Origin of the sequence: Micromonospora sp. KC723 (assembly GCF_004348595.1) — a bacterium.
GTDB lineage: Bacteria > Actinomycetota > Actinomycetes > Mycobacteriales > Micromonosporaceae > Micromonospora.
Map to the genome: position 1 here is coordinate 16,691 of NZ_SMKD01000056.1, position 18,428 is coordinate 35,118.

The 18,428-nt window shown below is 72.5% G+C and carries 20 protein-coding genes and 3 tRNA genes; 10 read left to right on the forward strand and 13 right to left on the reverse strand.

Translation table 11 applies throughout. From position 1 onward, the window contains the following. Positions 1 to 72: 72 nt before the first annotated feature. Both E1165_RS14790 and E1165_RS14795 read right to left on the reverse strand, forming a co-directional pair. Positions 73 to 705 carry a hypothetical protein gene (locus tag E1165_RS14790; RefSeq protein WP_132391788.1) on the reverse strand — a complete coding sequence of 211 codons (633 nt, stop codon included), beginning with the start codon at positions 703 to 705 and terminating at the stop codon, positions 73 to 75. A gap of 206 nt (positions 706 to 911) precedes the next feature. Next, positions 912 to 987, reverse strand: a tRNA-Lys gene (locus E1165_RS14795). A 185-nt stretch (positions 988 to 1,172) separates the two neighbouring features. On the opposite strand from E1165_RS14795, the gene E1165_RS14800 reads away from it, so the two are divergent. Both E1165_RS14800 and E1165_RS14805 read left to right on the forward strand, forming a co-directional pair. Further along, positions 1,173 to 2,456: an Ig-like domain-containing protein gene (locus tag E1165_RS14800; protein ID WP_132391790.1), complete on the forward strand. Its 1,284-nt coding sequence runs from the start codon at positions 1,173 to 1,175 to the stop codon at positions 2,454 to 2,456. A 213-nt stretch (positions 2,457 to 2,669) separates the two neighbouring features. After that, entirely contained in the window at positions 2,670 to 3,965 is a 1,296-nt protein-coding gene (locus E1165_RS14805) for an Ig-like domain-containing protein (protein WP_132391792.1), read from the forward strand. Between the two features lie 160 nt (positions 3,966 to 4,125). On the opposite strand, the gene E1165_RS14810 is transcribed toward E1165_RS14805, so the two are convergent. Together E1165_RS14810 and orn are read right to left on the reverse strand one after the other, a co-directional pair. Further along, positions 4,126 to 4,201 (reverse strand) — tRNA-His (locus tag E1165_RS14810). Positions 4,202 to 4,309: 108 nt separating this feature from the next. Next, positions 4,310 to 4,900: an oligoribonuclease gene (gene orn, locus E1165_RS14815; protein WP_132391794.1), complete on the reverse strand. Its 591-nt coding sequence runs from the start codon at positions 4,898 to 4,900 to the stop codon at positions 4,310 to 4,312. 75 nt (positions 4,901 to 4,975) lie between these two features. Between orn and E1165_RS14820 the strand changes: the two genes are divergently transcribed. Continuing rightward, the gene (locus E1165_RS14820) at positions 4,976 to 6,220 is read left to right on the forward strand and encodes a glycosyltransferase 87 family protein (RefSeq protein WP_132391796.1); all 1,245 of its coding nucleotides are present in this window, start codon (positions 4,976 to 4,978) and stop codon (positions 6,218 to 6,220) included. Between the two features lie 191 nt (positions 6,221 to 6,411). Here the strand turns inward: E1165_RS14820 and E1165_RS30760 are convergent, their stop codons facing one another. The 4 genes from E1165_RS30760 to E1165_RS14840 all read right to left on the reverse strand — a co-directional run bounded on the left by E1165_RS30760 (position 6,412) and on the right by E1165_RS14840 (position 10,672). Further along, positions 6,412 to 7,332 carry a hypothetical protein gene (locus tag E1165_RS30760; RefSeq protein ID WP_132391798.1) on the reverse strand — a complete coding sequence of 307 codons (921 nt, stop codon included), beginning with the start codon at positions 7,330 to 7,332 and terminating at the stop codon, positions 6,412 to 6,414. A 141-nt stretch (positions 7,333 to 7,473) separates the two neighbouring features. Continuing rightward, positions 7,474 to 8,223: a YcnI family protein gene (locus tag E1165_RS14830; RefSeq protein WP_132391800.1), complete on the reverse strand. Its 750-nt coding sequence runs from the start codon at positions 8,221 to 8,223 to the stop codon at positions 7,474 to 7,476. An 18-nt stretch (positions 8,224 to 8,241) separates the two neighbouring features. After that, entirely contained in the window at positions 8,242 to 9,906 is a 1,665-nt protein-coding gene (locus E1165_RS14835) for a copper resistance CopC/CopD family protein (protein WP_132391802.1), read from the reverse strand. 121 nt (positions 9,907 to 10,027) lie between these two features. Continuing rightward, positions 10,028 to 10,672, reverse strand: a complete 645-nt coding sequence (locus E1165_RS14840; protein ID WP_132391804.1) for a zf-HC2 domain-containing protein — start codon at positions 10,670 to 10,672, stop codon at positions 10,028 to 10,030. Positions 10,673 to 10,779: 107 nt separating this feature from the next. Here E1165_RS14840 and E1165_RS14845 point away from each other — a divergent pair, with 107 nt between their 5' ends. The 4 genes from E1165_RS14845 to E1165_RS14860 are packed head-to-tail and all read left to right on the forward strand — an operon-like array spanning position 10,780 to position 13,728. Next, positions 10,780 to 11,367, forward strand: coding sequence for a sigma-70 family RNA polymerase sigma factor (locus E1165_RS14845; RefSeq protein WP_132391806.1), 588 nt, complete (start codon positions 10,780 to 10,782; stop codon positions 11,365 to 11,367). A 33-nt stretch (positions 11,368 to 11,400) separates the two neighbouring features. After that, positions 11,401 to 11,925 carry a MauE/DoxX family redox-associated membrane protein gene (locus E1165_RS14850; protein WP_132391808.1) on the forward strand — a complete coding sequence of 175 codons (525 nt, stop codon included), beginning with the start codon at positions 11,401 to 11,403 and terminating at the stop codon, positions 11,923 to 11,925. Continuing rightward, a complete protein-coding gene (locus E1165_RS14855; RefSeq protein WP_132391810.1) occupies positions 11,918 to 12,634 on the forward strand; it encodes a thioredoxin domain-containing protein in 717 nt (238 codons plus the stop codon). The genes E1165_RS14850 and E1165_RS14855 overlap by 8 nt, the downstream gene beginning before the upstream one ends. Then, positions 12,631 to 13,728, forward strand: coding sequence for a hypothetical protein (locus tag E1165_RS14860; RefSeq protein ID WP_243704777.1), 1,098 nt, complete (start codon positions 12,631 to 12,633; stop codon positions 13,726 to 13,728). Before E1165_RS14855 ends, E1165_RS14860 begins: the two co-directional genes overlap by 4 nt. 203 nt (positions 13,729 to 13,931) lie before the next feature. On the opposite strand, the gene E1165_RS14865 is transcribed toward E1165_RS14860, so the two are convergent. From E1165_RS14865 to E1165_RS14880, 4 genes are read right to left on the reverse strand one after another with little or no spacing between them, the layout of a single operon-like run. Beyond that, on the reverse strand, positions 13,932 to 14,702 hold the full coding sequence (locus E1165_RS14865; protein WP_132391812.1) for an energy-coupling factor ABC transporter ATP-binding protein: 771 nt from the start codon (positions 14,700 to 14,702) through the stop codon (positions 13,932 to 13,934). Further along, positions 14,699 to 15,469 (reverse strand): cobalt ECF transporter T component CbiQ, encoded by a 771-nt coding sequence (cbiQ, locus tag E1165_RS14870; protein WP_132391814.1) that lies wholly within the window; start codon positions 15,467 to 15,469, stop codon positions 14,699 to 14,701. The genes E1165_RS14865 and cbiQ overlap by 4 nt, the downstream gene beginning before the upstream one ends. Before the next feature lie 13 nt (positions 15,470 to 15,482). Continuing rightward, complete coding sequence (locus E1165_RS14875) at positions 15,483 to 15,881, reverse strand: PDGLE domain-containing protein (protein ID WP_132391816.1); 399 nt, start codon at positions 15,879 to 15,881, stop codon at positions 15,483 to 15,485. Continuing rightward, on the reverse strand, positions 15,878 to 16,594 hold the full coding sequence (locus E1165_RS14880; protein WP_132391818.1) for an energy-coupling factor ABC transporter permease: 717 nt from the start codon (positions 16,592 to 16,594) through the stop codon (positions 15,878 to 15,880). Before E1165_RS14880 ends, E1165_RS14875 begins: the two co-directional genes overlap by 4 nt. Positions 16,595 to 16,718: 124 nt before the next feature. Here E1165_RS14880 and bcp point away from each other — a divergent pair, with 124 nt between their 5' ends. Together bcp and E1165_RS14890 are read left to right on the forward strand one after the other, a co-directional pair. Continuing rightward, positions 16,719 to 17,195, forward strand: a complete 477-nt coding sequence (gene bcp / locus E1165_RS14885) for a thioredoxin-dependent thiol peroxidase (protein WP_132391820.1) — start codon at positions 16,719 to 16,721, stop codon at positions 17,193 to 17,195. A gap of 148 nt (positions 17,196 to 17,343) precedes the next feature. Then, positions 17,344 to 17,418: transfer RNA gene (locus E1165_RS14890), tRNA-Leu, on the forward strand. Positions 17,419 to 17,524: 106 nt separating this feature from the next. On the opposite strand, the gene E1165_RS14895 is transcribed toward E1165_RS14890, so the two are convergent. Then, positions 17,525 to 17,995: a GyrI-like domain-containing protein gene (locus E1165_RS14895; RefSeq protein ID WP_132391822.1), complete on the reverse strand. Its 471-nt coding sequence runs from the start codon at positions 17,993 to 17,995 to the stop codon at positions 17,525 to 17,527. Between the two features lie 272 nt (positions 17,996 to 18,267). On the opposite strand from E1165_RS14895, the gene E1165_RS14900 reads away from it, so the two are divergent. After that, positions 18,268 to 18,428, forward strand: a 161-nt coding sequence (locus E1165_RS14900; RefSeq protein WP_132391824.1) for a glycosyltransferase family 2 protein, incomplete at its 3' end; no start/stop codon positions are given.

Below are 18,428 nucleotides of genomic sequence, written 5' to 3' on the forward strand. Positions count from 1 at the left end.
CGAACCGGGGCAGCTCCCTGCGCCCAACTCCCTGCGTGACGACGTCGAGCCCTACAACAACCTCACGCGACATCAAGCGTGACGACGTCCGATGAGCGCAAGCTCAGTGATCTTGGTCGCCGCCGGGAACCCGGCATACAGACGGCCTTGACCATCGTCGTCGACGAGCCGCGCCAGTTCCGCGACCAACTCGTCCTGAAGGCCAGCGGGGGTAGCCTCCCACGTGCCCTTGATCAAACCGAAATAGGTCTCATAGGTGTGAGAACCGCCGACGGCGGCGTTGTCGAAGACCGGGAAGATTCGGGGAAGCAAGAAGTGGCAGAACTTCGATGGGAACACCGGAGACCCATACTTGGTCGGCTTCAGCCGCGCGACCACCTCGGGAAACGCCCGTACCTGCTCCCAGGCGACGCCCGTGATATCCAGGTCCTTCACCGGCGCGCATGCTTGGCGCCAGGCGCTGGCCAGCTCGTCTCGGTTGGCGGCCAGCCGACGGGTCACTTCGACTCCGGAGAGTGGTCGCAATGCCCCCCACTGGGTCAGCCGCCGAAGGAAATCCGGCCACCAGTCATCCCGAAAGTCTCCATTCGGGTTCTGGGCAGACAGCACCACATAAGCACTGTTGTGAAAATCGTTCCGCCAGCGCGTCTTCGTCTGCCACCATCGGACACCGGCGGCAAACTCTCCCCTGTCGATCGGGTTCACGCGCGCATCCTATGGCCGGACCGCAACCATCGATGCCAGGCGAACAGCGCTGGACCCGACCACCGACGTCCGCGTCGCGGCTTCGCGTTTCACCGATGCCGGCCGGTCCAACGGCTCCCGAGCACCCACCGAGCGACCACCCGCCACCGGCGTACGCGAAAAAGGCCCCGACCGGCAGAGAACTACCAGGTCAGGGCCTTGCTCGTTGGTGCGCCGCCAGGGACTCGAACCCCGAACCCGCGGATTAAGAGTCCGCTGCTCTGCCAGTTGAGCTAGCGGCGCTCGTTGGCAACGGAGAGAAGATTACACGGCGCCCGAGCGCTCTTCCAAATCGGGTGCCCGACTCCCCTCTTCGGCTGAGCTTATCGGGCATACGCCGCAGAAGCACCACCGCACGGTCGGGCGGGGCCGAGGGGACGACGGTGATACGGCACCATGTCGCCAGGCACGCGAGAACTGAGGTGGGAATGGGCAGGTTCACGCGGGTCGGGGCGAAGGTGGGCGCCCTGGCTCTGGTGGCGTCGTTGGCACTGACCGGGTGCGCCGACGCCGAGAAACAGGCCGAGTTCGTCGCCGGCAGCAGTGCCACCCCGGGCACGGGCACGGGTACGGGCACCGGAACGCCGGACCCGGCACAGCCGGGCGGGACGCCGTCACCCGTGGCCGAGAGCTTGGCGGTCGCGCCGCCCGACGGGTCGAAGAACAAACCGGTCAGTACGGAGATCAGCGCGACCATCCCCGGCGGCGGGAAGGTGTCCTCGGTCACTCTGACCTCGGCGGACGGCAAGCGGGTCGACGGAAAGATGCGGGTGGACGGCTCCGCCTGGGTGCCGTCGGCACCCCTGAGGTACGGCACGCGCTACACGGTCACGGTGACCGGCACCGGGTCCGGTGGCGAGGCCCGGCAGGGCACCAGTTCGTTCACCACGATGGCGAAGCCGAAGTCCGTGATCAGCTCCGGCCTCTACCTGTTCGACGACCGGACGTACGGCGTCGGCATGCCGGTGGTCGTCGAGTTCCATCCTGGCATCCCGAAGAAGGATCGGGCAGCCGTACAGAAGCGCATGTTCGTCCGGACGGACCCGCCGCAGCCGGGCGCCTGGCACTGGGTCTCCAACGGCACCCAGGCCTACTACCGGGCCCCGGAGTACTGGAAGCCGGGCACCACGCTGGACGTCCGGATCGCGCTAGCCGGTATCCCGCTGAGCAACGGCCGCTACGGCAACGTCGACCGGTCCGCCAAAGCCAAGATCGGCCGGGCCTTCGAGATGTCGGTCGACAACGCCACCAAGCAGATGACGGTCCGCCAGGACGGCCAGGTGATCAAGACCATCCCGGTCAGTCTGGGCAAGAAAGACACTCCGTCCTCCAGCGGCACCCTGGTGGTGATGGAGAAGAAGGAGAAGACCGTCTTCGACACCATGGACGAGCCGGACCCGGACAACCGCTACCGCACCGAGATCGACTTCGCGCAGCGGCTGACCTGGGGCGGCGAGTACATCCACGCCGCACCCTGGTCCGAGGGGGTGCAGGGCCGGCGCAACGTCTCGCACGGCTGCGTGAACGTGTCCATGGCCATGGGCCGGTGGCTGTTCGACCAGACGAAGATCGGTGACCCGATCACCATCAAGGGAACCGAGCGGAGGCTCGCGCCGGGCAACGGCTGGACGGCCTGGAACCTGAGCTGGTCCGAGTTCGTCAAGGGCAGCGCCCTGCCGGTGCCGGAGGGCGGCTCCGGCCCGCTGATCTGAACCCGCGGGGGTGGGCCGGCGACCACCACCGGCCCACCCCCGGACCGGCCAACCGGCCGCCGCGGAGACCAACGTCACGCGCCCATGCCCCGTATCCGCCGATGTCCACGGTTCTCCGTCGGCTTGTCGGCCCTCCGCACCGGCAACCGGCGGGCACCCGGGTGCGTCAGTGGGTAAGGATGGGGCACCGGGGATCACGACTGTGAGGACATCATGCGAGCTACCCACGACCGGCTGACTCGGCGCGCCGGGCGGCGCCGCGCGCTCACGGCGGGGCTTCTCGCCGTCGCGCTCGCCTTCACCTCCGCCTGCACCGGCTCCGGCGGCGACAAGCCGTCACCCGGACAGAGCGCCAAGGAGAGCGCCCCCAAGGCCGCGGCCACCATCACCGAGCCGAAGGCTGACGCGACCGACGTCCCGGCCTCCACCGCCATCGCCTTCACCACGAAGGACGCCGAGCAGACCACCGTCGAGCTCAAGGACTCGGCCGGCACGGCCGTCAAGGGCACGCTCGCCGCCGACCGGCGGAGCTGGCTGCCCACCGGCGCGCTGGAGTACGGCGGGAAGTACACGGCGACGGTGACCGCGACCGGCGACGACGGCAGACCGGTCACCGCCACCAGCACGTTCACGGTGATGGCCAAGCCCGACAAGCAGGTCCGGATCACCAGCTTCCTCGGCGACGGCCAGGTCGTCGGCGTGGGCATGCCGCTGATCGTCCGCTTCGGTCGGGCCGTTCCGGAGGACTACCGCGACGACGTCCAGCGCCGGATGAGTGTCACCGCCACCCCGGCGCAGGAGGGCATCTGGCACTGGGCCAGCCCCACCGAGGTCCGTTACCGCCCGAAGGAGTTCTGGCAGCCGGGCAGCACCGTGTCGTACCGGGTGCAGGCCGGCGGCCTGCCCATGGGGGACGGCTGGTACGGCCGCTCCGACCTGACGGTGGACATCAAGATCGGCCCGTCGCTGGTCATGCGGGTGGACAACAAGACCAAGCGGATGACCGTCACCAAGGACGGGAAGGTCGTCAGGACCATCGCGGTGAGCCTGGGCAAGAAGAGCACCCCGTCGTCCAGCGGCACGATGGTGGTGATCGAGAAGCTACGCAAGACGGTGTTCGACACCCTGGAGGAGCTGGGCCCCGAGGAGGGCTACCGGACGAAGATCGACTACGCGCAGCGGCTCACCTGGGGCGGCGAGTTCATCCACGCCGCGCCCTGGTCCGAGGGGGTCCAGGGTCGGCAGAACGTCTCGCACGGCTGCGTGAACGTCTCGATGGCCGACGGGGCGTGGTTGTTCGCCAACACCCGCATCGGTGACCCGATCACCGTCAAGGGCACCGAGCGCAGGCTCCAGAACGGCAACGGTTGGACCGACTGGAACATGAGCTGGGACGAGTACGTCAAGGGCAGCGCCCTGCCGTACGAGCCGCCCGCCGATCCGGACACCGGGGCCGGTGACGGGGCGAGCCCGGCGGCCGACACGGCGAGCGCCACGCCGACGCCCTGACCGCGCCACGGAGCCCTCTGCCCCGCGGAGGGCTCCGACCGGCGTCGGCGCGCCACTGGGCGGTCTCCGTGCGGCGAGGGCTCGTGCGGCTCCGAATGGCGGCGTGTCACGGCCGATGGCACGACGAAGGCCCCCTCCGCGTGGAGGGGGCCTTCGTGCTTGGGGTGACTGATGGGAATTGAACCCACGACAACCGGGACCACAACCCGGTGCTCTGCCAACTGAGCTACAGCCACCATGCCTTCCGCTCCGATCGCCCGGGCGGGTGCGGACTAATAATAGCCACACCGCGGCCGGCCCCGTCCAGCGGGTTCGGCACCGCGCCGGGATCGGGTGCCGCCTGCCTACAGCTCGGCGGCGATCGCCTTCGCGGTGTCCACGTCGGGGCCGGGCAGCGGCACGAAGATGGTGCGCCGGTAGTACTCCAGTTCGCGGATGCTCTCCCGGATGTCGGCCAGCGCCCGGTGGGCCAGGCCCTTCTGCGGCTGCCCGAAGTACACCCGGGGGTACCAGCGCCGGCACAGCTCCTTGATCGAGGAGACGTCGATCATGCGGTAGTGCAGGTGGGCGTCGAGGCGGGGCATGTCCCGGGCGAGGAAGCCGCGGTCGGTGGCGATCGAGTTGCCGCAGAGCGGGGCGGAACGCGGATCCTTGACGTGGCGGGTGACGTACTCCAGCACCATGTCCTCGGCCTCGGCGAGGGTGACCGTCGAGCGGCGGACCTCCTCGGTGAGCCCGGACTTGCCGTGCATCGTCCGGACGATCTCGGGCATCGCCTCCAGCGCCGCCTCGTCGGCGCGGATGACCACGTCGACTCCCTCGCCGAGCACGTTCAGGTCGGCATCGGTGACGAGGGCGGCGACCTCGATCAGCGCGTCCTTGCCGAGATCCAGCCCGGTCATCTCACAGTCGATCCAGACGAGTTGGTCAGCCACGGGGCACAGACTAGTCGCCGCCCGGGTGCTCGCGCCTCGGCACCGTCGGCGGGGGGAGACCGCTAGGGTTTCCCCGTGCCAGCCGAATCCGTCGCTCCACCTGCCGTCACCACCGACGAGCAGCGGGGCCGTACGGTCCGTCGGGTCGTCACGGTGCTGGCGCTCGCGGCCGTCCTGCCGGCGCTCTATGCGCCGGGCCTGAGCCACGACTTCCTCGACCTCAAGATCTACATGAGGGCGGTGGACTGGTGGCGGGCCGGCAACCCCCTCTACGACTACGTGCAGCCGGACCGGGTGCAGGGCGAGCTCTACTTCACCTACCCGCCGTTCAGCGCGCTGCTGCTCTGGCCGTTCGGCCTGTTGCGCCTCGGCGCCGTGGTGACGGTCTTCACGGCGCTCACCGCGTTCGGCGTGGTCGTCACGACCCGCTGGCTGGTCGCCCCGGTGGCCGCCCGGCACGGGCTGCCCCGGGTGTTCTCACTCGTCGTGGCGGTGCTGCTGGTCTTCGCGGTGGAGAGCACCCGGGAGACGATCACCTTCGGCCAGATCAACATGCTGCTGGTGGTGCTGGTCCTGGCCGACCTGCTCTTCGCCGTACCGCAGGCGCGGCGCTGGGCCGGGGTGGGCGTCGGCCTGGCCACCGCGCTCAAGCTCTTCCCGGGCATCTTCATCGTCTACCTGCTGGTGACCCGGCGGTGGCGGGCGGCGGCCGTGGCGAGCCTGACGGCCGTGGTGGCGACACTGCTGGCGGCGGCGGTGGCGCCCCGCGACTCCTGGCGCTTCTGGACCCACGAGCTGTGGGCGACCAACCGGGTCGGCCGCACCGACTACACCGGCAACCAGTCGTTGTTCGGGCTGTTGAGCCGGATCGACGCGCCGGCCGCGCCGAACCGGCTGCTGTGGCTGGCGCTGGTCGCGGTGGTGCTCGGGTACGGACTGCGACGGGCGGCCCAGGCCGCGCGCGCCGGTGACGAGCTGACCGGACTGACCCTCACCGGCCTGGTCGGCGCCCTGATCAGCCCGATCACCTGGACCCACCACATCTACTGGTTCATCCCGGCCGTGGTGGTGCTGGTGGACACGGCGCTGGACGCCGACATCGGCAGCGCCGAGGGGATCCGAAGACGACGCACGTTCCTGGCGGGCGCGGTCGGCACCTCGGCGTTGATCGTCTACGGCGTGGTGTCCTTCCAGGACTGGGGGGTGGCCCCGGCGCGTACCGACACGCCGTGGGAGTTCGTGTTGCGCAACGAGTACGTGCTGCTGGCCCTGGTGCTGTTGGTGGTCCTGCCGGTGCGCCGGGTTCCACCACGCGAATAAATCGCACCAATTGGACAGATGTTTCCACGAGCGACCTTCGCCGCTAATCTGATGACATCGGCACCGATCCCCCGGTGAGGGCGGCCCTCCGCGTCGGCAGCGCGGCGGGCCGCCCGTGTTTTCGGCGCCAACCGTTGTGGCGGAGACCGATGTCGCGTGCGAACCCGACCACCACCGCCGGCGCGGACGGCTCAGCCGCGGTCCGTCGCCCCCGGAGTGCCCCCGGACCGCTCCGGCGGCCAGGGCGGCAGGTCGGCGAGGGTGGCCGGACGCCGCGCCGGGCCCGCCCCGATCGCCGGCCGGGCCCCGTCCGCCGTGCCGATGCCCACCAACTCCCGCTCGGGCTCGGGCCTACGCGGAGCGCCCAGCCCGCTGAGCGAGCTGACCCCCAACCGGCCGGCCAGCACCGGCACCTGGTCGGGTTCCACCACGAACACCACCTCACGTGGTCGCGGCGGACGCAGCAGCACCGGCATCGCCAGACCGACCAGGACCAGCCCGCCGGCGAGCAGCCCCCAAGCCACCGGCCGGAACCAGTCGACCCGCAACTCGGCACGCACGTCCACGGCCAGGTCCGCGGCACCGTCCGGACGCATCACCACCAGGCTCAGCCGCCGGCCGGCCCACTCGGCGGGGCTCCACTCGACCGCGCCGACGCCCTCGCGTACCCAGAAACGGGCCTCGCGCGGGGCAGCCGGGACCACGCCGCCGGGCCTGGCGGTGGGCGCGGACGCCGCGTCGGTCAGCCGGACCGGCAACGGACCTCGGGCCAGCGCGACCCGGTCCACCGTGGCGTGCGGGACCGGTTCGAGCCAGCGCCGCACCTCCTCGGCCGGGGCCAGGCCGGCGAAGGCGGGACCGTCGGCCGTCCGGGCGGTCAACCGCAGCCGGGACGGGCCGACCCGGGCAAACGGCGCCTCCGTGCGCAGCAACGCGTCGACGTCCGCCACCAGCACCGCGCGGCCGGTGGTGCGCAGCGGCTCGAACCGGGCGGTGAAGGCCCCGTCTGCCGCCGCCCGGCCGGCGACGGCAGTGAGCCCGACACCGGCCAGCAGGACCGGAATTCCGAGAACCAGCAACAGCATTCCGGCGAACGCCCGCACGAACCGCATCCGTTCCGTCTCCTTCGGTGACCGGGTACCCGGCCGACCTTACCGACGGCACCGCCTTGATCTGCGGATATCGGCAGGTCCGAGGGGATACGACGACCGGCCCGCCGGACGGATCCGACGGGCCGGCGCGGGTGCCGCGACTCAGACGGCGGGCTTCTCCGGGGAGCCGGCAGCCGGCTGCCGCCGGGTACGGGCGAACGCCAGCCCGCCGAGGACCAGGCCGGCGAGCCCGGCCACCAGGCCGGCGACCCCCAGGCCGGTCGCCGCACCGGCGGAGTCGTCATCGTCGTCGTCCGCCTCGACGGTGGCGGCCGGGGCGCCCGCCGCCGCCGACGGCGACGCCGAGGCGGCGGTCAGGGTCAGCACCGGCGCCGGGTTCTCCGGCTCCTGCGCGCCCGCGACCGGCTCCTCGATCCACCGCTGCACGTTGCCGTCGGTGTACGACTGGAGCACCTTGAAGACCATCCGGTCGACCTGGGGCAGCGGCCCCATCGAGACCGGGAACTCCTGGAACTGCCCCGGCTTGACCGCCGCGTCGCCGGTGGCCGTCCAGGTCAGCTTCGCCACCGCCTCGGTGATCTGGCTGCCGTGCACCTCGATCGGCGGGTCGACCCTGCGCTTCTCCACCGCGACCGTCCACCCCGGCACGGGCATCGTCGACACCGAGCCGACCGGGGCGTTCTCCGGCAGCACCACCTCCAGCTTGTTGGTCGAGGCGGTGTCGCTCTCGTTCGGCACCCGGAAGGCGAACCGGCCGTAGCCGCCCTGGGTGGCCTCCTTCGGGTTGACCGTGACGTGCGCCGAGGCGGGCCCGGCGAAGCCGAGCACCGCCGTGGCGGCGGCGGTGAGCGCGAGAGCGGCGGCGGTTGCGGTACGCCGGAAACGGATCATCTGGTGAGAGCCTTTCGTCTACTTGATCGACACGGTGACGTTCACCGTGGCCTGGTCGATGTCGGACGTGCGGACGGTGAAGCGCAGCTGCCACTCACCGGCCGCCGGGAAGTTGACCTCCCCCGTCGCGTGGCTGTCGGTCAACGCCAGCAGCGGGATCTCGATCGGCTCGATCCCCGCCGCCGGCAGCGCCGCGGTCGCCTGCCACTCGACCACCCGCTGCGGCCGGTTGTCCTTCGTGTACGCGTACAGGTGCAGGGAGTTGTTGCCCCGCTCGGCCGGGTCCAGCTCCACCTGCAACGAGTAGATCGGACTGGTCACCGTGGTGGAGAAGTAGCTGCCGGCAGCCCCGGCCACCTCACCGGCGGCCACCCGGGCCGGGGTGGTCTGGACCAGGGTGGCCGACACCCCGAGGATCACCGCGGTGACCACCAGTTCCACCCAGACCGCCCGCCGCACCGACGTCGGCCGGCCCGCCGCGGTCCGTCGGCGCACCAGCGTTCGGGAGTACGCCGCCACCCCGATCACCAGAGCGAACAGTACGATCTTGGCGAGCAGCAGCCGCCCGTACGTGGTGTCGACCAGGGCGGTGAGGTTGCCCACCTCGATCAGCCCCTGCACGGTCCCGGCCAGCAGCAGCGCCGCCACCGCCAGCGCCGCCCAGCGCGACCAGATCGGCAGGATCGCCCCGAGTTCCCGCTCGTCGGCCTGGCGCAGCAGGAACCCGGCGAGCATCACCAGGCCGCCCAACCAGACCGCCATGCTGCCCAGGTGCACCGCGTCGACCAGCACCGAGACGGCCGGCGCGGGCGACGCCGCGGCGTGCCCGGCCAGCGGCCAGGTGAACAGGGCCGCGGCGCCGAGCACGGCCAGGATGATGCCGTCGGTGCGGCCGACCGGCCCCCGGGTCAGCGGACGCAGCAGGAACGCCGCCGCCGCGAGCAGCCCCAGCCGGACCAGGTGCGCCGTGCCGTACGTGCTGCCGAGCACCTCGTCGAGAGCGGCGCCGGTGACGTCGAACAACCCGCCCCCGGCGGTGTACGGCACCTGTAGCCACAACTCGGCCAGGGTCGCGACGCCCAGCAGGATGGTGCCCGCCCAGAGCAGCCGGGCCGGGCCGCTCCGGGAGAGCCGGTACGGCCAGAGCGCGGCGAGCACCAGTGCGGCGCCGACCACCAGCAGCAGACCCGCGTAGCCGAGGTAGTTGACCACCTTGACCCCGACGTCCACCACCGGGTCGGCGCGGCTGTCGGTGCCGGCGTCGGTGGGCGGCGGCGAGGGCGCGCCGACGGAGTAGGTGAACGCGCCGGAGACCGGGTGGCTGTCGGCGGAGATCACCCGGTAGCTCACCAGGTAGGTGCCGCGCGGGCCGGCCCGGTCCACCGGGATGGTCACCACCGCCCCCTGGAAGGCGGGCTCACCCCGGTCGGCACGGGAACCGTCCGGCGCGATGACCCGGATCTTGCCGGTCACCTTGCGGACGGACTCGCTGAAGGTCAACACCACCTCGGCCGGCGCCTCCGGCACCACCGCGGAGGCGGCCGGGCTGCTCCTCACCAGCACGGCGTGGGCGCTGGCCGGCGTCGCCGGGGCGAGCAGCAGCGCGACGAGGGTGACCAGGAGGCCGGCGGCGGCGCCCAGCCGTACGGACCAACGGCGATCGACGACGTTCATGACGGCCATGCTCGCCGACGCGAGGCCCGTTCGGCGACCCGGCCCGACGATCGTGCGCGGTGGGGCGCCGGCCGCAACCGGGCCGGCGGGCCGGCCGGGCGGTGGGGGTGTGCGGATCCGGGCGGGCGAATCACCCTCGGCCCACCGCGACGGCGCGCCACCACGGCTGGCCGGGCTCACCGCCGACCCGACCCAGCGCCCAGAGCAGCCCCGCCTGCGCCACGGCGGCCAGGTGACCGATCTCGTGCACCAGGGCCGTCGTCGAGTTGGCGATGTCCAGCACGCTGGTGACGGCGAGGCAGACCGCGAGCACCAGCGCCACCGGCAGGAACGCCCGGGCCCGCTCCGGCCGCCAGGCGGCGAGCACGAAGCCGACCGCGAGGGCCACGTCGAACGAGGCCATCTCCCGGCCGGTGTGCGGGTCGGCGGCCACGCCCAGCCCGGTCAGCAGCACCGGCAGCGCGATGGCGAACTGTGCCACGGCGGCCACCGCCACCGCGACCCGCAGCACCTGACGACGCGCGGCGGGGATCGCGTTCGGGGAGCGCGCGGCCAGCACCGGGTCGGCGGCGACCGCGGCGAGCACCCGGGCGGTCAGGTCCGGCACCCGCACCGGGCGGAGCCGGGTGATCCGGGTCACCTGCTCAGCCCGGGACAGCCACGAGCGGCAGCCGGGACAGGCCGACACGTGCGTCTCCAACGCCGCGTCCGGCGCCTGCGGGTCCTCGCCGTCCAGCCGCGCCGACAGCGCCACGCGTACGTCGTCGCAGTTCATGAGCAGGTAGTCGGGCGGGGGTGCCGGAAAGTTCCCGACGTGAGCGACGCCATGGAAGGGTCCAACGGCCCTGCTCCGGCCCGCCCCGGCGCGTAGCCTGGTCTGTCGTGATCCCCGTCCCGCGCGACACCTCCGCCGGCCGCCCGCACGCGGCCTACGGCGTCGTGCCGGACGCGGCCACCCGGTGGGCGTTGAGCGCCCGGGACGGCGACCCCACGGCCCAGGCGGCCTTCGTCCGGGCCACCCAGACCGAGGTGTGGCGGTTCGCAGCCGCCCTGGTCGACCCGGACAGCGCCGACGATCTCAGCCAGGAAACCTATCTGCGGGCGTTCCGGGCGCTGTCCGGCTTCGAGGGACGCTCCAGTGCCCGTACCTGGCTGCTCGGCATCGCCCGCCGGGTCTGCGCCGACCACCTGCGCGCCGTGCTCCGGCGGCGTCGCCTCGACGAGCGCCTCGCCGCGGCCGCCCGTACCGGCCACCCACACCCCGACCCGGCCGGGCAGCTCGGCGCCACCGACCTGATCCGTCGGCTCCCCGCCGAGCGGCGTGGCGCGTTCGTCCTCACCCAACTGCTCGGCCTGTCGTACGCCGAGGCCGCCGCCGTGGAACAGGTGCCGGTCGGCACCATCCGCTCTAGGGTGGCCCGGGCCCGGCAGGACCTGATCGACGCGGTCGCCGACGCGATGGCCGGCTGAACCATGGAACTTCGGGACCGGACGGAACGACCAATGAACGTGACCGCTGCTCGCACGGGAGCCATCCGCTGGCCCGTCATCCGTCCCTGGCTAGGCGTCGCCGCGCGGCTCGGCCTGGCCGCGGTCTGGCTGATCGCCGGCGCGACCAAGGTCGGCGACCTGGCCGCCTCCGGCCGTGCCGTCAACGCCTACCAGGTGATGCCGTACGACCTGGCCACCACGATCGGCGCGGCGCTGCCCTTCGTGGAGTTGGCGCTCGGCGTGATCCTGCTGCTCGGCCTGGCCACCCGGCTCGCCGCCGGGGTCTCCGCCGCGCTGCTGGTGGTCTTCGTCACCGGGATCGCCTCCGCCTGGATCCGTGGCCTGGCCATCGACTGCGGATGCTTCGGCAGCGGCGGGCAACTCGCCGCCGGGCAGTCCCCGAGTTACCTTCCGGAGATCCTCCGGGACCTGGGATTCCTGGCGCTCGCCGGGTTCCTGCTGATCTGGCCCCGCACCCCCGTCTCGGTTGACGGCTGGTTGGCGGGCGACGCGCGCGTGGAGGACGACGATGAGTAGTCGCAAGGGGCAGCGGGACGCGGCCCGGGTGGTTCGCGAGCAGCTGGCCCGGGAGAAGCGGCGCAAGCGGACGCTCTGGACGTCGGTCGGGGCGGTCGTGGTCCTGGTGATCGCCGGCCTGATCGGCTGGAGTGTCTGGGCCGGCCAGCGGACCGACGAGTTCACCGCCCCGAAGGGCGCCAACGACGCCGGCACCGGCATCGTCATCGGCAGCGGACCGGTCACCATCGACCTCTACGAGGACTACCTCTGCCCGGCGTGTAAGCAGTTCCAGCAGCTCAGCGGGGATACGCTCAACCAGCTGGTCACCGAGGGCAAGGCACGGGTGGTCTTCCACCCGGTCGCCTACCTCAACCGCTTCTCCACCACCGAGTACTCCACCCGCTCGTCGGCCGCGTCCGGTTGCGCCGCCGACGGCGGCAAGTTCAAGGAGTTCACCGACGCGCTCTTCGAGCGGCAGCCACCGGAGGGCAGCGCCGGGCTCAGCGACCAGGAGCTGATCGACATCGGCGCCGGCGTCGGGCTGAACCGAGACAACTTCGGGTCCTGCGTCTCCGACGGCAGGTACAGGGCGTGGACCGAACACGTGACCGAGGAGGCCAGCCGGGCCAACGTCACCGGCACCCCGACCGTCAAGGTCAACGGCGCGGACGTCGAGGACCGCTCCCCGACCGGCATCCGGGCGGCGGTGGAGGCGGCCGGCAAGTGATCCCGCCCCCGCTCCGCCGGGCCGGCCTGGTCATCGGCGCCGGGCTCGTCGCCGTACTCACGCTCGCGGCCCCGGCCGCCGCGCACGGCGCCGACGCCCCCGACGGCACCGACTACCGCATCCGGGTCACCGGTGTCACCCCGCCGCACGCCGGCCTGACCGTACGGGCCGTCGAGGCGGGCGCCCGGCTGGAACTGGTCAACGCCACCGGGCGGGACGTCCAGGTGATCGGCTACTCCGGGGAGCCGTACCTGAGGGTGGGGCCCGCCGGGGCGTACGAGAACAGCCGCTCCCCCGCCACGTACCTCAACCGGACCCTCGCCGGGGACACCACCCTGCCGGCCGAGGCCGACCCGGCCGCCCCGCCACGGTGGCGGAAGATCGCCGACGAGCCCCGGGTGCGCTGGCACGACCAGCGGACCCAGTGGCGGGACACCGGCGTGCCGGCCCCGGCCGCCGCCGACCCGACCCGCGCGCACCGGGTCCGGGACTGGGCCGTCCCGGTCCGCGACGGCACGGCGCAGCTCGAGGTTCGCGGCACCCTGGACTGGGTGCCGCCACCGGACGCGTACCCGTGGTGGGTGGCCGCCACCCTCGGCTTCCTGCTCGTCGGCGCGGCCGGCCTGCCACCGGCCGGCTCCGTCGCCGGCAGCCAGGCGCTGCGGGCCGTCGGGGCGCTGCTGGCCCTCGGCGGCGCGGCGGCGATCACGCTGGTGGTCGGCCGGGAGTTGGACGCCGGCGCGACCGGCCTCGGCGCAGTGCTGCTCGGGCTGCTCACCGGGCAGGTCTGGGCGCTGCTGACCGGGCTGGGCGCCGTCGCGGCCGGCGGCTACGCGCTGGCCCGCCGGCCCGCCGCCGACTTCGCGCTGGCGCTGGCGGGCGCCTGCCTGGGGGTCTTCGTCGGCGTCGCCAACCTCGCGGTGCTCTCCCGCGCGGTGGCCCCGGTCCCCTGGCCCGCCCAGTACGCCCGGCTGCTGCTCGTGGTGGTGCTGGTCACGGGGGTCGGTGCCGTCGGCGCCGGCGTCCTCCGCCTGCACGCCGCCGCCCGCGCCGCCGCGACCGCCACGGGCCCCCGCGCCCCCGTCGCCGCCTGACAGCGACCACCGGGCCGTCCCCCTACGCCAGGGACGGCGACGACGCCGCCCGACCCCGCCGGACGCCCGGGCGGTCGTCCACTCGCTCTCGACGTGTCGCGCTGTCGGGAACCCCGGACACCGCCGTTCGCGGCAGACGGAATGGATCAACCGGCCGGAGGCGACCGGCTCGACGGAACGAGGACCCGGCGGGCGGGAACCGGTCAGGGGCGGGGCAGCGAGTGCGGGCTGAAACCGTACGGCAGTTCGAGGCGGTGCCGGGCCAACAGCTCCGCGTCGGAGAGAACGTCGACGGTGGGGGCGTCGGCCACGATCCGGCCGGCGTCCAGGATCACCGACCGCTGGCACAGCTCGGCCGCGTACGGCAGGTCGTGGGTGACCATCAGCAGGGTCACCGGCAGCGCGCGCAGGATCTCCGCCAACTCCCGCCGGGCCGCCGGATCCAGATTCGACGAGGGCTCGTCCAGCACCAGGACCTCCGGGCGCATGGCCAGCACGGTGGCGACCGCCACCCGGCGGCGCTGCCCGAACGACAGATGGTGCGGAGCCCTGTCCCGGTGCGCGCCCATCCGCACCGCGTCGAGGGCCTCGTCCACCCGCTCGGCGAGTTCCGCCCCGCGCAGCCCCAGGTTCGCCGGGCCGAACGCCACGTCCTCGGCGACAGTGGGCAGGAAGAGCTGGTCGTCCGGATCCTGGAAGACGATCCCGACCCGGCGGCGGATCTCGGCCAGGGTGGCCCGGTCCCCCGACACGGCCAGCCCACCGACGCTGACCGTGCCCTCCGTGGGGGTCAGGATGCCGTTGAGGTGCAACACCAGGGTTGTCTTGCCGGCTCCGTTCGGGCCGAGCAGGGCCACCCGCTCGCCGCGCGGCACGGTTAGGTCCACCCCGTGCAGGGCGACGTGACCGTCCGGGTACGCGTACCGGACGCCACGGACGTCCAGGGAAACAGCGGTCTGCACGTACCCGATCATGTCAGGACTACGGCGGCGGCGGCGATGGAGACCGCCGCCACCGGCACGGTCGCCGCGGCCAGCCACTGCCCGGCGGTCGCCGCGCCCGCCCCCTGCCAGACCGCCGGCATCCGCCCCGAGTAACCCCGGGACAGCATCGCCAGGTAGACCCGCTCGCCGCGCTCGAAGGCGCGCAGGAACAGCGCCCCCACCCCGGCCGCGAATCCGCGCAGCTGCCACAGGAAACGCGGGTCGTCGCCCCGGGACACCCGGGCCACCCGCATCCGCCGGGCCTCACCCACCAGCACGTCGAGGTAGCGCAGCATGAAGGTGGCGATCTGGGTGACGATCTGCGGGCAGCGCAGCCGGTCCAGACCGATGATCAGATCCCGGGTGGTGGTGGTCGCCGCCAGCAGCAGCGACGCCAGCACGCCCAGGGTGCCCTTGGCGACGATGTTCCACCCGCCGTACAGGCCGTCGACCGACAGGCTCAGCCCGGCGACCTCGACCCGCTCGCCCGCGCCCAGGAACGGCAGCGCGAAGGCGAAGAGCACGAACGGCAGTTCGATCATCGAGCGCAGCAGCAGCCAGCGCGCGCCCACCCGGCCCAGCGCGGCGACGAGGGCGACCAGCACCGCGTACCCGGCGAAGGCCCACAGTGCCTCCCGCGGGGTGGCCACCACGGCGATGGTGAACAGCACCATCGCTGTGATCTTCGCCTCGGGGGCGAGCCGGTGCACCGGGGACGGCACCTCCCGGTAGAGCACGTGCGCGTGTCCGGCTCCCATCGGCGTACCCCGCTCAGCCGGCCGTGCCGGCGGGCTGCCGGTCGGCGCGCGCGGCCTCGTCGGCGTCGTCGGGCCCGGCCGGACCGCGCCGGCGCAGCAGCCAGAAGACGCCGGCGCCGACCACGAAGGTCAGCAGCACCCCGAGCACCCCGGACAGCGCGGTGGAGAGGAACTCGTTGTCGATCCCGGCGACCCCGTAGTCGGCGAGCGGGCCACCCACCTCGTGCTCCTTCTCCCGCTGCGCCGGGCAGGAACCGCCGGTGATCTCCCCCTCGGCGTCGACCGTGCAGCCCTTGAGCAACGCGGAGTCCAGACCGTCCGGGTGGGACGAGGCGTAGTTGCTGACCACGCCGGCCAGCAGCAGCGCGACCAGCAGGCCGACCGCGACGAAACCCCAGGTACGCGTCCTCACCGGACACCTCCGACGGCCGGGACGGGCGCCGGCGCGGCCGGCTTCAGCGCGCGCAGCGCGTACACAAGATCGGGCCGGACCTTCGCGACGGTGGCCACGGTGGTCGCGGTGATCAGGCCTTCGCCGACACCGATCAGCAGGTGGACGCCGGCCATCGTGCCGGCCAACCCGCCGAGGTTGCCCCCGAGGTCGGTGGTGCCGCCGAGCCAGTACTCGAACACGAAGCCCTGGCTCGCGACGACCACGCTGACCAGCGCGGAGACGAACGCGGTGACGCTCAGCCCGAGCGGGGTGCGCGGCAGCACCCGGAGCAGGCCGGCGATCAGCAGGTACGCCGCCGCGGTGCCGAGCAACGCCATGTTGGTGATGTTCAGGCCCAGCATCGCGACGCCCCCGTCACCGAAGACCAGGGCCTGCACGACCAGCACCACCGCCACGCAGAGCGCGCCCACCCACGGGCCGACCAGCAGCGCGGCGAGCGCGCCACCGAGCAGGTGCCCACTCACCCCGGCGGTGAGGATCGGGAAGTTGAGCATCTGCACGGCGAAGATGAAGGCGGCGACGAGGCCGGCCATCGGGGCCAGCCGGTCGTCCAGGTCACGGCGGCCGCGCAGCACACAGAAGGTCAGCGCGGCGAGGGCGAGGGCCGCGAAGACCCCCGCCACGGGACCGTTGATGATCCCGTTCGAGATGTGCATCGCCAGGGTTTCCACGCGCCGAGCCTATTTCCCCACCGTCGCTGTTGCCAAGGTGTGGCAAGAGCCCCCCGGTGGTGGCCGGTCCGCGCGGCGCGTCACCCCACGGTCGTCGACCGGGCCCGGCGGTAGGGTCGAGGCCATGACCGCGCCCGACCGCCTCACCCCCGGCGACCCCGCCCCCGACCTCACCCTGCCCACCGACACCGGCGGGACGCTCTCCCTGGCCGACCTGCGCGGCCGCCGGGTCATCCTGTACGCCTACCCGGCCGCGATGACCCCCGGCTGCACCAAGCAGGCCTGCGACTTCCGGGACTCGCTCGCCTCCCTCCAGGCCGCCGGCTACGAGGTCGTCGGGATCTCCCCCGACAAGCCGGAGAAGCTGGCGAAGTTCCGCGAGCGTGACGCGATCACCTTCCCGCTGGTCGCCGACACCGACAAGTCGGTGCTCACCGCGTACGGCGCCTACGGCGAGAAGCAGATGTACGGCCGCACGGTGACCGGGGTGATCCGATCCACCTTCGTCATCGACCCGGACGGGAAGATCGAACACGCGTTCTACAACGTCAAAGCCACCGGCCACGTCGCCAAACTGCGCCGCGACCTCGGGCTCGACTGAGCGCGTCACCCCCGGCCACCTCCGGCGCCGTCCGCGACCGCGCCGGATGTGGTCTACGATGCGGAGGCTGTGACACCCGCCGACAGCCGGGCACCGGCGACCCCGCCGTCGCCCCGGTGACCGTTGAAGGTGATGGTGTGCACGGCGAGGGGCCGTAGCCCAACTGGCAGGAGGCATGCGGTTTAGGTCCGCACCAGTGCGGGTTCGAGTCCCGTCGGCCCTACGAGATGTGGCGGCACCGCCGCCGGAAACGGTCGGGGGCTGGCTGCGGAGCCAGCCCCCGACCGTTTCTCGCGGCGGACGCGGAAGCGGAGCGACACCGCCGTCGGCTACTTGACGACGAACGCGACGTCTATCACCGGGTCGTCCGGGCCGGCCGCGACGAAGTCGGTGAAGTACACCTCGCGTGCCGCGTCCGCCTCCACCAGCCCGTGCTGCTCCAGGTAGTCCGCCACCGCCGCGAACGCCTCACCAACCTGCGGCGGGGCCGCCTGCGACTTCGTCAGCCGTACGAACACCTCATGGTGCGCCGGCTCCCGACGCACCATCGCGGCCACCGGTCCCGCCGGCTCCTGGTGGATCGGCAGGCACGTCTCCACCGCGAGGTTCTCCGGGTCGTACTCCTCGTTGCGGTAGACGACGAAGGTGGGGCCCGCCACCCCACCGTGCTGTTCGGCCAGTTCCGTCAACCGGCCCATCGCCGCGCGCAGGTGGTCGGGCAGCTCCGCCTGACGTACCCGCTCATGACGTTCGCAGAGCACCACTTGCTCCGCCACGTCACGCCGCTCGATCAGGAACATCCGAACCTCCGTCGATCTGGTGCGAGAACGCCGGCACAGGACACCGAGTTGTCCTCGAATGGATGGCCATAGTCTAAGGTCGATCGCTTCGGACTCGATGGATGAGCCGGTCGGGACATGTCCGGCAGCGCAATCACCGAGATGCCCGGATGACCCATCCGGTGCCACGATGCCTGCGGTGCGGTCGGCCGTCGGACCCCGGAACCACGCCACCCGTCCCACGCGTCGTGCGCCGTGACGCGAACCGTGCCCCGAGTCCTCAGGGAGAAGTCATGTCCGACGCGCCGAGATGCACCGTCGTCGTATCGACCTACAACCGTTCGGCACTGCTGCGACACACCCTGGATTCACTGACCCGGCAACGGATGCCCGCCGACCAGTTCGAGGTGATCGTCGTCGACGACGGTTCCAGCGACGACACCGCAGACGTCGC

Coding starts and splice junctions, on each gene's coding strand:
- E1165_RS14800 (WP_132391790.1), top strand. CDS start 1,173: ATGGGCAGGTTCACGCGGGTCGGGGCGAAGGTGGGCGCCCTGGCTCTG.
- E1165_RS14805 (WP_132391792.1), top strand. CDS start 2,670: ATGCGAGCTACCCACGACCGGCTGACTCGGCGCGCCGGGCGGCGCCGC.
- E1165_RS30760 (WP_132391798.1), bottom strand. CDS start 7,332: ATGCGGTTCGTGCGGGCGTTCGCCGGAATGCTGTTGCTGGTTCTCGGA.
- E1165_RS14830 (WP_132391800.1), bottom strand. CDS start 8,223: ATGATCCGTTTCCGGCGTACCGCAACCGCCGCCGCTCTCGCGCTCACC.
- E1165_RS14835 (WP_132391802.1), bottom strand. CDS start 9,906: ATGGCCGTCATGAACGTCGTCGATCGCCGTTGGTCCGTACGGCTGGGC.
- E1165_RS14840 (WP_132391804.1), bottom strand. CDS start 10,672: ATGAACTGCGACGACGTACGCGTGGCGCTGTCGGCGCGGCTGGACGGC.
- E1165_RS14850 (WP_132391808.1), top strand. CDS start 11,401: ATGAACGTGACCGCTGCTCGCACGGGAGCCATCCGCTGGCCCGTCATC.
- E1165_RS14855 (WP_132391810.1), top strand. CDS start 11,918: ATGAGTAGTCGCAAGGGGCAGCGGGACGCGGCCCGGGTGGTTCGCGAG.
- E1165_RS14865 (WP_132391812.1), bottom strand. CDS start 14,702: ATGATCGGGTACGTGCAGACCGCTGTTTCCCTGGACGTCCGTGGCGTC.
- cbiQ (WP_132391814.1), bottom strand. CDS start 15,469: ATGGGAGCCGGACACGCGCACGTGCTCTACCGGGAGGTGCCGTCCCCG.
- bcp (WP_132391820.1), top strand. CDS start 16,719: ATGACCGCGCCCGACCGCCTCACCCCCGGCGACCCCGCCCCCGACCTC.
- E1165_RS14895 (WP_132391822.1), bottom strand. CDS start 17,995: ATGTTCCTGATCGAGCGGCGTGACGTGGCGGAGCAAGTGGTGCTCTGC.